The sequence below is a fragment of the Paenibacillus baekrokdamisoli genome, from assembly GCF_003945345.1.
Lineage (GTDB): Bacteria > Bacillota > Bacilli > Paenibacillales > Paenibacillaceae > Paenibacillus_Z > Paenibacillus_Z baekrokdamisoli.
On the sequence record NZ_AP019308.1, the window covers coordinates 4,475,789 to 4,490,552 of the forward strand.

Genomic DNA, 14,764 nt, shown 5'->3' on the forward strand with positions numbered 1-14,764 from the left:
ATGGATTGAGGAGGCACCACATGAAGAAGTTAAAGTTCATTATTCCGGGGTTCTTGATCCTCGCGGTCATAGGTGGAATCGTGATTAATTTACTGCTCCACGTCACCGTGAGTGCGGACAACATTGTAGTGAAGGATATTAAGGTCTCTGACGGCGTACTGTCTCTGACAGGTGACTTTAGTGATAGTGCCCTTGATTACAAAGGATTCAATATCAGATTCGAAGGCGATAAATTATACATCATGATTAAAGGCAGCCTATTGTCTTTTGGCCAAAAGGACAGCTCCTTTCAATTCACATTAGATAGTAAGGAACACGGCAAAATAACAGAGGTCTTTCTTCAGGACAGCTCTCATACGCGTAAAATTTGGCCGGCAGCTTAACCAGAAATGCAGCAGTAATCAATTAAGGAACAGAGCCTTCAAGAATAACCAGCTATCGCCGTCCTTCTTATATTTTAATAATAGATGCCCCAAGCCTGTAAAGCGCTTGGGGCGTCTATTTGTGCTTCTTATAATAATTCGCTTAACTGAACGACGAGCTTGGCACTTTCGGCCCGCGTGCCGCTGGCAAACGGTTGGAATTGGCCGCTACCGTTGCCGTTCACTAGCCCGAGCTCTTTCGCTTTAGCCACCGCTTGCTTCGCCCATTCCTTCGCGTCTCCCATATCAGAGAACGAAGCGGAGCCAGACATCGGTACATCCCCAGCGTGTAGATGCTCATAAGCCCTAACGATCATGGCCGCCATCTCCTGACGGGAGATAGAAGCGTTCGGATTAAACTTATCCGATGAGGTACCCGTAACTAATCCTGCCTCTTTCGCCGCTGCAACTGCTTCCGCATACCAGGCATTTGCCCCTACGTCGCTGAAGCCGGAAGCTGCTGAAGCCGTCAATCCTAGCTCGCGTACAAGCATAGCGGCGAATTCGGCCCGTGTTACCTCTCGGGTCGGAGCAAAATTCGAGTTGTCTACGCCTTGAACGCTATGTCTAGCCGATAACTGCGTAATGTAGTCGTATGCCCAGTGGCTTTCCACTACATCCATGTATGTCTTCTTGTAATCAAGTAGCATATACGTATGTCCAGCAGCCATTTTCACTTCTGTTTTCCCGGCTGACTTCACGCCTTTTACATAAACGGCTGAACCGTCTTCAAGAATTTCGTACAAGCCTGTTAGCTTGTTGCCCGCGCCAACCGGCAGCGTTAACGTCATGCTCGCGCTTTTCTTCTCTTGGCGTTTGCCATCAGGTTGAAGCGATGATAGCTCAAGGCGGAAGGCCGATCCAATCGCGCTTAAATTTGCTTGCTCCTTTTGCTGTACTCTACGGACAATTTCCGTTGAAGACGCCGCGTCTTCAACGATCACATTCAGGGCTAATAGATCATTCGCCCCTAGACCTACTGCCGCTTCACGCAATTGAGCTGGGCTTAGCTTTAAGCTTGTCTTCCCGCCAATAGTAAACGTAAGTCCTCCGTTAGCTAGCACATCAGCAGCATTCATCGGCAGTCGAAGTTCACCGCCCTTGCCTTCCACGTTTAAGGTCAGTTTGCCGGCTTTAACGGCTGCCTCCCAGTCGGTTTTTGAGACAAGATTGTCAGGCAATACGGTCGGCCCAGGAGTAACGACTCCCGGCGATGGAGTGACGCTAGGCGCATCCTTCTTCTCGATCGAGTAGTCATCAATCAAATCTCCGCTTTCCGTACGAGCCTGAATCGAGATCTTATCATGGCTAACTTGAATTGCAGAGTATATCGGAACGTGTTCATCATACATGAAATCGAGATAATCATACTTTGTTCCATCGTAGAACTTCCAGCCAGATGTTCCTCCTGCCAAATAGACAGTCCCACGCTCTCCATTCTTCAATGGCTTACCCTTTTTCATCGGATACGTGTGCGAGTAGACGTGATCGTGGCCTTCCAGCACCAAGTCTACTCCCAATTCTTCTAGTATGGGTCCGAAATAGGTTTGTGTATTTTCGATCAAATCCCCGCGTCCCTTTTCGGTATGATAAACAGGCTTATGGAACATAACCATTTTCCATTTTTTGTTGCTCTTCTGAATATCCTCGCGCAGCCATTCTGCTTGCTTGGCCATGGTTACTACGTCACCTTCGGAATTCATCACGATAAAATGCACCTCGCCTGAATCGAAGGAATAGGCGTATTCTTTCATGAAATCCGGTCCGTTTTTAGGAAGCTCCCATCCCTTGGCGAAAATCTCTTTGCCATCACCTCCAACATCATGATTACCCATCGCGTAACCCGAAGGAATCGAGGTTGCGTAAAACGACGTAGCTTTCCAGATCTGGGTCCACTCATCTAAGTAATTTCCGTCGTCAACAATGTCACCGCCATGCATAATGAACTGGGTGTTCGGATAATTTGTAAAAGCGTCTGTCATCAGTTTTTGATAGTTTTCAATTCCATTATCACTATTGGCATGCGAATCGGATATGAATACGAAAGAAGTGGGCTTATCCTGCGCGGGATCCGCTGTCTTGTAATCGTACCATGTACTCCAATGTCCTTCGTAGCCAACCCTGTAACGATATTTCGTACCCGGCTCAAGACCAGTAACCGATGCCTGATGGAACTTAATTTCGACTAAGGGACCATTCTTTTCACGATGGATCACTTGCACTTCCGTAAGCGCGTCTTGCATGATCGATTTCGTTGGCTCGCTTTCCTTCATGTACTGAATAGAGGTTTGTTGAACTCTAGGTGCAGTCTGCCATCCTACGTTCATCATTGTTCTCATATCTTCGGCAACAAAGGTTTGCACATATTGCGGATCGTCATTACCAAACTGATCAACAATCTCCATGCTCATACTCTCGGTGCTGCCGCCGTCCTTGACCGCTTGCAGTATCCAAGTGCCTTTCGCAAGGGTTAAGAGCGGCGTATGAATTTCTCCTTTTGAATCCGTTAAGCCAATGCCTAGTTTAAGATCATTCTGCTGAACATCAGCAGTAGATATATAACCTTTCCTGGATCCATCAGGCATATACACATTTACAAATCCGGAGTTGCTTCCTGTTGTTGCGATAAATTGCTGATCTTTCTTTACCGCTAGCAAAGATGTCGTGCCGTCGGCGTTTCTATATATATTGGAATTCGCAGCTGTCACGGTCACATATGTCTGAGGACCGTTTGGATCTAAGTACTCGATCGCCGCTCCTGCCACCGGTGCTCCGGCGTGATTGGTAACGGTGATTATGCTCTGCGTTTGCAAACCCGTTCCCTTGATTGCCAAGTTGTACGGGAACGTGATCTTATAGTTAATCGGAGCGGCAAAGGAATTCACCGAAGTGCCGCCCGTATAACCGAAGGCGCCTTCTGCCATGCGTATTTGCTTAAATGTCTCGCCGCGTTCCATCTTGGCCGTTCTAGTGAATTCGAAATCGATACTTGCCAAAGGATTCACGTTGTCTCCTTGCAAACCATCTGCGCTAAACTTAACATAACCGCCTACATTATCGATAGTGGTCAGCACGTTGCTCAGGTCGGAACGCCCGGTTATTGCTTTCACCTGCAGAGTCGCCGGGTCGAACTTGAGCTTGGTATGTACGCTATTTGCCGCGCCTACACCCTTCGCTCCGAGCTGTAATCGGTAAATGTCGCTGCTAAGTGATTCTTCCGGTGCCTCCATGGTAAGCCGTGCCCCATGCTCTATGTTGAAAGAATAATCTGCCGTTGCAGGATTACCGGATTTATCTCTAATTGTCGCATTCACTTCATAATAGCCGCCATCAAGCGGTACTTCTGGGTGATACGTAATCAATTTATTGGTCGGATCGTAGGCGTAGGACGCCGATGTAACAGACTGTCCATTCACGATCAGTTGGATCGCGTTTGGATCGATACCCGTTCCAACGTCATCCGCAGACAGGGTAATATCGGATAGCGGTGCGTTCAAAGTCTGATTTGGCGTCGGTGAAGTCGGAGTGACCACGGGCACGGTCATATCTTCACCAACCGGTTCATCATAAATAAGCCTGACGTCGTCAATCCAAAGCGAACCTTTATTCTTCTTGCTCATTTGTCTTTGCTTCACCTGGAAGTAAAACCACAGAGAGCCCGGCACAGACATATCCGGCCCTATTGTAGCTTCTACATATTTCCAACCACTCCAGTCTATACCTGTCACTTCATCCCTTATATCATAATTTCTAGTCGAGCCAGCTGCATTACGAAACTTAACGGTTACACCATGTCCTTCGTTATTGCCATATACCCACATCCCGATTTTCTTGGGAACCCTGCCTGTCAACGGTACTACTTGAGTTTTATCGCCCACAGCAAATTGAGAGGGATTATCTGTAACTCCAATAAAATCATAATCAAATCGTAAGGACTTTGCCCCATTACGAACGTATTTCTCATTCGTTTCTAGCGCGAGAGTGACGCCTTTATTGCGTATACTGTCCAAGTATAATTCGTCCAAGCTGACTTTTTCGAAATCTTCCACCATGACGACACCGCTAGGATCCGCAGGAATCACGGGAGTGGCATAAACGGTGGACGAGGATGTAGGGGGTGCTGGTATGTACGGGAATAGAACCACCATTGCCACTATTCCGATCAAAACTCTCTTAAAAAAAAGATGATGATAACTCACAAACCTTCACGCTCCTTAAGTTGTTCTACCTATTTGACTTACAAATGAAAGCCATATTTATAACGTTTCAATGTCATCGAAAATTAATGATGAACTCTCACAACCTTCACACTCCTCTAGTTATTCTTGTTGGCTCTACTGGACAACCACGCAATATCTACCATAACTTTACAGTGTTTTCGTGAGATCATCCTTATGTAAAGCATTTAAGAAGGACCGCCAGAGCAGTACTCCCTGGCGGTCCTTCTAGGTTTGGTGGGATCATAAAGAATGCGATTAAACTTGAATTACTTCGCTTCCTGTATCGACATTTCGATAAAGAATAAAAAATGCTGGCAGCACCTAAACAGGTACTACCAGCATTTTATTCTATTTGTTAACTAAACGCCTTCGCAGCAATATCCGTACGAACCTGCATGCCTTCGAAGTGGATAACCGACACCGCTTCGTATGCCCGAGCGCGCGCAAACCTTATTTCCGCCTACTGGCCAAGAATCTCTCTACGACCCTTTGGCCCATTTATTCAAGAATAGATTCTCACAATTACCGATTAATCTCATGATCTGCATAAGTCATGCTGTTAAACCTAAACCAAAAAACTGAGATACAACTATGGTAGTATAATGAAGAGGAGGTAACCATATGTCATTTTTAAGATCGAAAAAGATAATAGTCTTAATACTGGTTATCGCAATAGCACTCATCATAAGTGAACAATTTACAGCGGTACAACACCTGACTGCAAAGACAACTTGCCAACTTTATGTATTCTTGAAGTATGATAATAAAGATCTAAAATTTAAAGAGGTTGAGTATGTTCCCCAGTTTGGCGATTATTTTGTTTCCTATGAAGACAAGACTCAAAAAAAGTATTCATTTATTGTGAGTCCACAATTTTTCCCAATTTTAGTTAAATATGATTCACTCGAGAGTACACCTTAATTTAGGCATGATTAATCCGCCACTTAATCGAAAGCAATTTCTATGTGATTTAAATTGAATTAAGTCGATCTCCCACTATCGACATTTCGATAATGAATACAAAAATGCTGGCAGCACCTTCACAGGTACTACCAGCATTTTAGATGCAATATTCTACTTGTTACTTAAGCGCCTTCGCAGCAATATCTGTACGAACCTGCATGCCTTCGAAGTGGATAACCGACACCGCTTCGTATGCACGAGCGCGTGCTTCTGCAAGATCTCGGCCGCGGCCGACGATGCCGAGCACACGCCCGCCGTTCGTTACAAGGCTGCCGTCTTTCTCAGCGGTACCTGCGTGGAACACAAGTGCGCCCTGTGCTTTGGCAGCATCCAAGCCTTCAATGACATGGCCTTTTGGATAATTGCCTGGATAACCTTCAGAAGCGGCAATTACACATACCGCAGCTTCATCGTTCCACTCAATATCAAGCTGATCCAAACGACCATTAATCGATGCTAGAATAATATCAAGAAGGTCTGTCTTCAAACGCGGCAGTACGACCTGCGTCTCTGGATCGCCCATACGCGCATTGAATTCGATCGTCTTTGGACCGTCTTTTGTAATCATAAGACCTGCGAAGAGAACGCCTCGGAATGGACGACCTTCACTGACCATCGCTTTAGCTGTTGGCTTAATGATTGTCTCAATCGCCTCTTCCACGATTGCGGGATCGATATGCGGAAGTGGTGTATAGGTACCCATTCCACCTGTATTCGGGCCTTTATCATTGTCGAAGATCGGTTTATGATCCTGAGCAGGAACCATCGCACGAACGGTTTCCCCGTCAACGAAAGCTAGAATCGACATTTCTTGTCCTTCAAGGAATTCCTCGATAACGACACGGCCGCCAGATTCACCGAAGACTTTACCAACCATCATGTCATGAAGCGCTTGCTCCGCTTCTTCCATGGAGTAGGCCACGGTTACACCTTTACCAGCCGCAAGTCCATCCGCTTTGATAACAATCGGAACCGATTGTTCACGAAGGTAAGCGAGTGCCGATTCATGATCAGTGAACGTCTCGTATTTTGCCGTAATGATATTGTACTTCTTCAGCAGATTCTTCATGAAGATCTTACTGCCTTCAATCTCTGCCGCATTCTTGCGTGGGCCATAGATCGGAATGTTCTGCTCCTCGAACGCATCCACAATGCCTTCTGCAAGCGGATCATCCGGTCCGACTACCACAAGATCAACCGAATGATCGATGGCGAATTGAATGAGATCCGCGAACTTGTTAACCGGAATCGGTGCAATTTCGGCAAGCTCCGCTATTCCTGCGTTACCTGGCGCGCAGTAGATTTTCTTTACCTTCTCGCTATTGTTAAGCGCCCAGACGATCGCATGCTCTCGTCCGCCGCCGCCGATGACCATTACTCGCAAAGGAAACCCTCCCATTGTAACGATTTAAGAAAATTAATGTTTAAAATGACGTACGCCCGTCAGCACCATTGCGATATTATTGGCATTGGCTACCGCGATGGATTCTGCATCCTTAATGGAACCACCTGGCTGAATAACGGCTGTAATACCAGCTTTGGCAGCAATCTCAAGTGTATCTCCCATCGGGAAGAATGCATCAGAAGCTAGCACAGAGCCTACTGCTTTCTCACCCGCTTGCTCAATAGCAATACGAGCCGCGCCTACACGGTTCATTTGACCTGCGCCAACACCGACCGTCATATTATCGGAAGCCAGAAGAATAGCGTTCGACTTCACATGCTTAACAACCTTCCAGCCGAACAACAATTGCTTCAGCTCTTCAGCGGTTGGTTTACGGTCCGTTACCACTTGGATATCGTCTTCCGTCAAGCTGTGTACGTCGCTCTCTTGGACAACCATACCGCCGTCCACACTCGTTAGGAGCCATTCCGGCTTACGCTCTCCAGCTGCTTGCAGCTCGCCGAGCTTCATCAGACGGATATTCTTCTTCTTCGTCAGCACATCGAGTGCTTCAGGAGTAAAGTCCGGTGCAATGATGATCTCTAGAAAAATCTCTCCGAGCAATTGTGCAGTCTCTAAGCCAATCGTCCGGTTAGCTGCAACGATTCCTCCGAAGATAGAGGTTGGATCAGCGGAATACGCCTTTTGATAAGCCTCGTGAATATCCTTGCCGATCCCAACGCCGCATGGGTTCATATGCTTCACCGCTACAACAGCAGGCTCATTGAATTCCTTCACTATAGCAAGCGCAGCGTTCGCGTCATTGATGTTGTTGTAGGAAAGCTCTTTGCCGTGCAGCTGCTCTGCAGTCGTAATATTGCCGGGTGCTGCAAGTGGCTTACGGTAGAACGCTGCCTTCTGATGCGGATTCTCTCCGTAACGAAGATCCTGAACCTTCTCGTAAGTTACCGTGTAGCTCTCTGGAAGTGGATTACCTTGAAGCTTGGATAGGTAGTCCCCAATTAGCGCATCATAAGCGCCAGTGTGACGGAATACTTTTGCAGCAAGCACTTTACGCGTTTCAATCGTTGTATCGCCCTGTGCCTTCACTTCATCTAGAACGGTCTGATAGTCAGCTGAGTCAACAACAACCGTAACGAACGCATGGTTCTTCGCAGCTGAGCGAAGCATGGTCGGTCCACCGATATCGATATTCTCGATTGCATCCTCATAGGATACATCAGGTTTAGCGATTGTTGCTGCAAAAGGGTAGAGGTTCACGACTACAAGATCGATGTAATCCAGACCAAGCTCAGTCATTGCTTTCTGGTGCTCTTCATCATCACGAACAGCAAGAAGACCGCTATGCACAGCAGGGTGCAGTGTCTTTACTCGTCCATCTAGAATCTCAGGGAAGCCCGTCACTTCAGAAATACCAACAACCGGAACGCCTTCCTTCTCAAGCAGGCTCGCAGTTCCACCAGTCGAAATAATTTGTACGCCTAACCCCGCAAGTGCCCGTGAAAACTCCACAATTCCCGTTTTGTCGGACACACTAATTAATGCTCTACGAATTGCCACAATGAACGCCTCCTACAAGTTTATACCTACCCGATTATTCCTTTATTGTTACAAAACGACCCGCAAGCTTAACGGCACCCGCAGCAATTCGCTGAACCACCCAAGGGAGCAGTTCTTGCTCCGCCGCGTGAATTCGCGTTGCCAGCGTCGCTTCCGTGTCGCCATCCTGCACGGCGACTGCACGCTGTGCGATTACGGGTCCAGTGTCCATTCCGCCATCTACATAATGAACGGTAACACCTGTTATTTTCACACCATAATCGAGCGCTTGTTTGATTCCATTAACCCCCGGGAAAGCAGGAAGTAAAGCCGGATGAACATTAATCATTTGACCATAGAACGGTTCTACGATGACAGGGGTAAGTATCCGCATATAGCCCGCAAGCACGATCAGTTCAACGCCGCGCCGCTGCAGCTCAGCGATAATCTCCCTCTCGTAAGCTTCGCGAGAAGCATATTCTTTGGGACGAAATACGAAGGTCTCCACACCCGCAAGGCGTGCACGCTCCACAACTGGCGCTTCCGGCTTATCACAAACAAGAAGCTCGAGGCTTGCGCCCTCGAGCCGTCCTTGGTTTGCTGCATCCGCCAACGCTTGGAAGTTTGTTCCTTGCCCTGATGCGAATACGGCGATGCGTAAACCAGCCACTATACGTCCGCTCCCGTAAAGGTCACAATGCGGCTGCCTTCCGTTACATTACCGATTCGATAAACGTCTTCACCGAGCTCGCGCGCGATTGAAATCGCCTCTTCCGCTTGATCAGCAGGCACGACAACGATCATCCCAACGCCCATGTTAAACGTTGTGAACATATCACGGTTCGTAATGCTGCCCTTCTCTTGCATCAGCTTGAAGATCGGTTGAATCGGCCATGAGCCGTATTCCACGTTCACATTTACGCCCTCAGGCAGTACCCGTGGGATATTCTCAATGAATCCGCCACCTGTAATATGAGCCATCCCTTTAACCGTTACCCGTTTGATGAGCTCCAGTACGGATTTCACATAGATGCGAGTAGGTTCAATGACAACATCACCAAGCTTCTTGCCTTCTAGTTCAGGAAGTGCTTGATCTAAGCTATAACCCGCTTGCTCCAGCAGCAATCTGCGAACAAGAGAGAAGCCGTTACTGTGAATGCCGCTTGAAGCAAGTCCAAGAACAACATCACCAGGAGCAATTGTGGAACCATCGATAATATTCTTCTTATCTACGATACCTACTGTGAACCCAGCAATATCATATTCTTCGCCTTGATACATACCAGGCATCTCAGCCGTTTCACCGCCGATTAGTGCGCAGCCGGATTGAATACAGCCATCTGAGATTCCTTTGACAATTGCTTCGATTTTGGCTGGCTCAACTTTGCCGCAAGCCAGATAATCGAGGAAAAATAATGGCTCTGCGCCTTGAACGATAATATCGTTCACACACATAGCAACCGCATCGATACCAATGGTATCATGCTTATCCATGGCAAAAGCGATCTTCAGCTTCGTACCGACACCGTCTGTACCGGAAACAAGAACGGGCTCATCATACTTGTCTTTATTAAGGCCAAATAATCCACCGAATCCGCCAAGCTCAGTCAACACTTCCGGACGAAAAGTTTTCTTTACGTGCTTCTTCATACGTTCGACCGCTTCATTACCAGCTGCGATATCAACGCCGGCTTGTTTATAAGCTTCTGCCACTAGGGTCACCTCTTAAGAGTTATTGTGTGGCTTCACCCAACCGAAAGGCTAAGCAAAAATCCAATTTCATCTACAAAAGCGTTAACGCCGCATAGAATTCACGGCGTTAACTGCCTAATTAACAGCTGCAGCTTTTCTCTGAGGTTGGATCAACCGGTGTCGGGTAATCGTTGTCGAAGCAAGCCAGGCACATGCCCCGGTTGTATTCGCCATCGTTACCGCCAACTGCCTCGATAAAGCCATCATGACTTAGGAAGTAAATCGAATCTGCATTGATCGCCTGCCGAATCTCTTCAACGGACTTCTGCGAAGCGATCAGCTCCTTACGATCCGGTGTGTCAATTCCATAATAACAAGGGTTCTTGAAAGGGGGTGATGTGATCCGTACATGAACCTCGGTCGCTCCGGCTTCGCGAAGCAAATTCACGATTCTCAGGCTCGTTGTTCCACGCACGATCGAGTCATCGATCATCACGACACGTTTACCTTCAACTACTTTACGAACGGCCGAGAGCTTCATCTTAACGCCCTTCTCACGAAGCTCCTGTGAAGGCTGAATGAACGTGCGGCCAGTATATTTATTCTTAATGAGTCCAAGCTCATAAGGAATACCCGTTTGCTCGGCATAGCCGATTGCAGCGGAAATACTGGAATCCGGTACACCTGTTACGATATCTGCATCGACAAAAGCTTCAAGTGCCAGCTTTTGACCCATACGTTTACGTGCCGAGTGAAGGTTAATCCCGTTAATATCGCTATCTGGCCTTGCAAAATAGATATATTCCATCGCACATGTCGCACGGCGTTCCAGCTTCTCAAAGCGATCCTCATGCAGACCGTCTTTATCTAAAACAAGCATTTCACCCGGTTGAATATCCCGTTCATAGATGGCACCGCATGTCTCCAAGGCACATGTCTCCGAGGCAAAAACATAACCGCCGTCGAGCTTACCCATAACGAGTGGACGCAGCCCATGCTCATCCGATGCAACTAGCAGCTTATCGTTGGTCATAATCAGAAAAGCAAAACCGCCAATCACACGCTGCAGCGCATCCTTAGCCGCACTGACAAAGTCCTTGCTCGAGCGAGCGATTAGATGAGCAATGACTTCCGTATCACTCGTTGTTTGGAAAATCGATCCTTGATTCTCCAATTCCTTACGGATGGAAGGTGCATTCACTATATTGCCGTTCGTTGCAATAGCGAGGTCACCATCGCGATATTTGAAGATAAGCGGCTGTGCATTCGCAAGCTTGCTCTCGCCTGCTGTAGAATACCGAACGTGGCCAATAACACGGTCACCTGGCAATCCCTCTAGCGTCTTCTGGTCGAAGACTTCCTTAACAAGGCCCATGCCGCGATGATAGTTAAAGGCTCCTTTAACGGAATCTACCGCGCACATACCGGAGCTTTCTTCGCCCCTATGCTGCAGCGCATGCAGCCCATAATAACCAATTGAAGCAGCATCCGGGATGCCAAACACCCCGAATACACCGCACTCTTCACGTAATTTATCAAATATATCGTCTCGACCAATACCTTCGTTGTAATGACTGCCTGTCCACAGCTGTGGCAGCTTCATCACTTCATCAGACATGGAATCGCATCCTTCCAGACCTTCTCAAGCTGCTCAACCGGTGCATGAACGCCCGGTTTACCATTGATGTTAATCGTCAATCCGCTGCCTCGTACAACACCGAGCTCTGCATTCGGTACGCCTTGCTCTGTCAAGTAGTCTGTCAGCTTCGTTGCCAGCTCCGGTTTAACCGAAAGCAGGATCCGTGATTGTGTTTCGCTGAACAACGCTGCATCTGCGCGAAGTTCTGTAATGACATTAACATCTGCGCCAAGCTTGCCGCTTATGCTTGATTCTGCCAAAGCAACTGCAAGTCCGCCTTCGGACAAGTCATGTGCAGAAGCTACAAGTCCTTGTTGAATCGCATGAAGAACGCTGTTCAACAATGTTTTCTCCGTTGCGAGATCGATCTGTGGCGGACGGCCTTCCGACTTGCCATTCAGCACATATTGAAGCTCACTGCCGCCAAGCTCGTTCTTCGTTTCGCCGGCAAGAATGATGATATCTCCTTCGGCCTTAAAGCCTTGCGTTGTAATGTGGTCTACGTCATGTACAAGTCCAACCATACCGATTACCGGTGTTGGGTAAATTGCACCCTTGGCATTCTCGTTGTACAAGCTTACGTTACCGCCAATAACAGGCGTATCAAGGATACGGCAAGCATCTGAGATACCATCTGCCGCCTTCTCAAGCTGCCAGAACACTTCCGGTTTCTCCGGGCTTCCAAAGTTAAGGTTATCCGTAATCGCGAGCGGTTCAGCACCGGAGCAAACAATATTACGTGCTGCTTCGGCAACGGCAATACGTCCGCCAACCTCTGGGTCGAGGTAAACATAACGGCCATTACAGTCCGTTGTCATCGCTAATGCTTTGCGTGTACCGCGAATAGTTACTACCGCCGCATCGGAACCTGGCTGAACAGCCGTGCTCGTACGAACCATGTAGTCATATTGGTTATATACCCATTCTTTACTGGCAACTGTTGGTGACGCCAGAATTTGCTTAAGAGCGTCAGTCAAATCCGTAACCTCTGGGTATGCTGTTGTATCAATAGCCCCATTAGCTGCATAATAAGCAGGCTCTTGGGATGGCTTGTCATACATCGGGCACTCATCTACAAGTGCAGTTACCGGCATATCCGCCACTTCTTCACCTTGGTGGAACAAACGCAAACGGCCATCGTCGGTTACTTTACCGACTTTCACACAGATGATGCCCCAGCGGTCAAAAATCTCTTGTGCTTGCGCTTCATGACGCGGCTCAACGACGAAGAGCATACGCTCTTGCGATTCGGAAAGCATCATCTCGTAAGGCGTCATACCTTCTTCGCGCTGCGGCACTTCATCGAGGTAGAGCTCAAGGCCGTTACCAGCTTTGGACGCCATCTCTGCGCTGGAGCACGTAAGACCTGCTGCGCCCATATCTTGAATCCCGACTACGATTCCGGAGTCAATAAGTTCAAGCGTAGCTTCCATAACCAGCTTCTCCATGAATGGATCGCCAACCTGTACCGCTGTACGCTTCTCTTCCGATTCTTCGGATAGTTCGACGGATGCGAAGGTCGCCCCGTGAATCCCATCACGGCCTGTAGCTGGTCCGACGTAGAATACCGGATTGCCAACACCTTTGGCTACACCGCGTTGGATTTTATCATGATCAATAAGGCCCACACACATCGCGTTAACGAGCGGATTGCCTTCGTAGCTTTCGTCAAACATAACTTCCCCTGCAACGGTAGGAATACCGATACAGTTTCCATAACCCGCAATACCTGAAACGACATTCTCGAACAAATATTTCACACGCGGATTCTCGAGTTTACCGAAGCGCAAGCTGTTCAACAGAGCTACCGGACGAGCACCCATGGAGAAAATATCACGGATAATTCCGCCTACGCCTGTCGCCGCGCCTTGGTAAGGCTCTACCGCAGATGGATGGTTATGTGATTCGATCTTGAACACAACCGCTTGGTTGTCACCGATATCGACGATACCTGCGCCTTCGCCTGGTCCCATAAGCACCTTTGGTCCAGTAATCGGGAACTTCTTGAGTATTTTTTTGGAGTTCTTATAGGAGCAGTGCTCTGACCACATAACGCTGAATACACCGATTTCGGTATAGTTCGGCTTACGGCCCAGAAACCCGCAAATGAGTTCATATTCGTGATCGGTAACACCGAATTGCGTATAAATCCGCTGCTCTGCGATTTGTTCCGCTGTCGGTTCTTTAGCCGTTAATTGCTGCGCCATGTTGTTCCCTCCATGCATTCAAAATCGATGTAAACATCCGTTTGCCGTCTTCCGAGCCAAGCAGCTGATCAATTGCGCGCTCTGGATGCGGCATCATGCCGACCACATTGCCACGCTCATTACTAACGCCTGCGATATTCTCAAGCGAACCATTTGGGTTGCTTTCATTAGTAGCATAACGGAACACAATTTGGTTATTTGCTTTAAGCTGCGCTAGCGTTGCATCGTCGCAGTAGTAGTTTCCTTCGCCGTGAGCGATAGGGATGTTGATAAGTTCGCCTGGTGCATACTGACTAGTGAATGGCGTTTTGTTGTTAACTACTTCCAGCTGTACTTGATGACAGCGGAATTTCATGCCGTTGTTACGAAGAAGCGCTCCAGGCAGGAGGCGTGCTTCTGTCAAAATTTGAAATCCGTTGCAAATGCCAAGCACGAACTTACCGGCTTCAGCTGCTTTGACAATTTCATTCATGACGGGAGCAAACTGTGCAATTGCGCCGCAGCGCAGGTAATCCCCGTAAGAGAAACCGCCCGGTATAAGAATGGCGTCATACGCGGAAAGATCCGTTGCCGTATGCCACACATAGTCGACTTCTTGGCCAATTGTGTCTTCGACCGCTTTGTAGCAATCTATGTCACAGTTCGACGCTGGAAAAACGATTACCGCGAACTTCATC

10 protein-coding genes are annotated in these 14,764 nt (G+C 48.0%); 2 read left to right on the top strand and 8 right to left on the bottom strand.

The genetic code is table 11. The annotated features are described in order from the left end of the window. Positions 1 to 20: 20 nt before the first annotated feature. Entirely contained in the window at positions 21 to 383 is a 363-nt protein-coding gene (locus EKN16_RS19710) for a hypothetical protein (RefSeq protein WP_125661072.1), read from the top strand. Positions 384 to 511: 128 nt separating this feature from the next. Here EKN16_RS19710 and EKN16_RS19715 read toward each other — a convergent pair whose 3' ends face one another. After that, positions 512 to 4,621 (bottom strand): S-layer homology domain-containing protein, encoded by a 4,110-nt coding sequence (locus tag EKN16_RS19715; protein WP_125661075.1) that lies wholly within the window; start codon positions 4,619 to 4,621, stop codon positions 512 to 514. A gap of 642 nt (positions 4,622 to 5,263) precedes the next feature. On the opposite strand from EKN16_RS19715, the gene EKN16_RS19725 reads away from it, so the two are divergent. Further along, complete coding sequence (locus tag EKN16_RS19725) at positions 5,264 to 5,563, top strand: hypothetical protein (protein ID WP_125661079.1); 300 nt, start codon at positions 5,264 to 5,266, stop codon at positions 5,561 to 5,563. A 160-nt stretch (positions 5,564 to 5,723) separates the two neighbouring features. Here the strand turns inward: EKN16_RS19725 and purD are convergent, their stop codons facing one another. The 7 genes from purD to purQ form a co-directional block, all read right to left on the bottom strand. Next, positions 5,724 to 6,989 (bottom strand): phosphoribosylamine--glycine ligase, encoded by a 1,266-nt coding sequence (gene purD / locus EKN16_RS19730; protein ID WP_125661082.1) that lies wholly within the window; start codon positions 6,987 to 6,989, stop codon positions 5,724 to 5,726. 33 nt (positions 6,990 to 7,022) lie between these two features. Beyond that, on the bottom strand, positions 7,023 to 8,570 hold the full coding sequence (purH, locus tag EKN16_RS19735; protein ID WP_125661085.1) for a bifunctional phosphoribosylaminoimidazolecarboxamide formyltransferase/IMP cyclohydrolase: 1,548 nt from the start codon (positions 8,568 to 8,570) through the stop codon (positions 7,023 to 7,025). A gap of 34 nt (positions 8,571 to 8,604) precedes the next feature. Then, a complete protein-coding gene (gene purN / locus EKN16_RS19740) occupies positions 8,605 to 9,219 on the bottom strand; it encodes a phosphoribosylglycinamide formyltransferase (protein WP_125661088.1) in 615 nt (204 codons plus the stop codon). Then, on the bottom strand, positions 9,219 to 10,262 hold the full coding sequence (gene purM / locus EKN16_RS19745; protein WP_125661090.1) for a phosphoribosylformylglycinamidine cyclo-ligase: 1,044 nt from the start codon (positions 10,260 to 10,262) through the stop codon (positions 9,219 to 9,221). Before purM ends, purN begins: the two co-directional genes overlap by 1 nt. Positions 10,263 to 10,380: 118 nt before the next feature. Next, positions 10,381 to 11,859 (bottom strand): amidophosphoribosyltransferase, encoded by a 1,479-nt coding sequence (gene purF, locus EKN16_RS19750; protein WP_125661093.1) that lies wholly within the window; start codon positions 11,857 to 11,859, stop codon positions 10,381 to 10,383. Continuing rightward, on the bottom strand, positions 11,844 to 14,087 hold the full coding sequence (purL, locus tag EKN16_RS19755; RefSeq protein ID WP_125661096.1) for a phosphoribosylformylglycinamidine synthase subunit PurL: 2,244 nt from the start codon (positions 14,085 to 14,087) through the stop codon (positions 11,844 to 11,846). The genes purF and purL overlap by 16 nt, the downstream gene beginning before the upstream one ends. Continuing rightward, positions 14,065 to 14,763: a phosphoribosylformylglycinamidine synthase subunit PurQ gene (gene purQ / locus EKN16_RS19760; RefSeq protein ID WP_125661099.1), complete on the bottom strand. Its 699-nt coding sequence runs from the start codon at positions 14,761 to 14,763 to the stop codon at positions 14,065 to 14,067. Before purQ ends, purL begins: the two co-directional genes overlap by 23 nt. Position 14,764 lies beyond the last annotated feature (1 nt).

Coding starts and splice junctions, on each gene's coding strand:
- EKN16_RS19710 (WP_125661072.1), top strand. CDS start 21: ATGAAGAAGTTAAAGTTCATTATTCCGGGGTTCTTGATCCTCGCGGTC.
- EKN16_RS19725 (WP_125661079.1), top strand. CDS start 5,264: ATGTCATTTTTAAGATCGAAAAAGATAATAGTCTTAATACTGGTTATC.
- purF (WP_125661093.1), bottom strand. CDS start 11,859: ATGTCTGATGAAGTGATGAAGCTGCCACAGCTGTGGACAGGCAGTCAT.
- purL (WP_125661096.1), bottom strand. CDS start 14,087: ATGGCGCAGCAATTAACGGCTAAAGAACCGACAGCGGAACAAATCGCA.
- purQ (WP_125661099.1), bottom strand. CDS start 14,763: ATGAAGTTCGCGGTAATCGTTTTTCCAGCGTCGAACTGTGACATAGAT.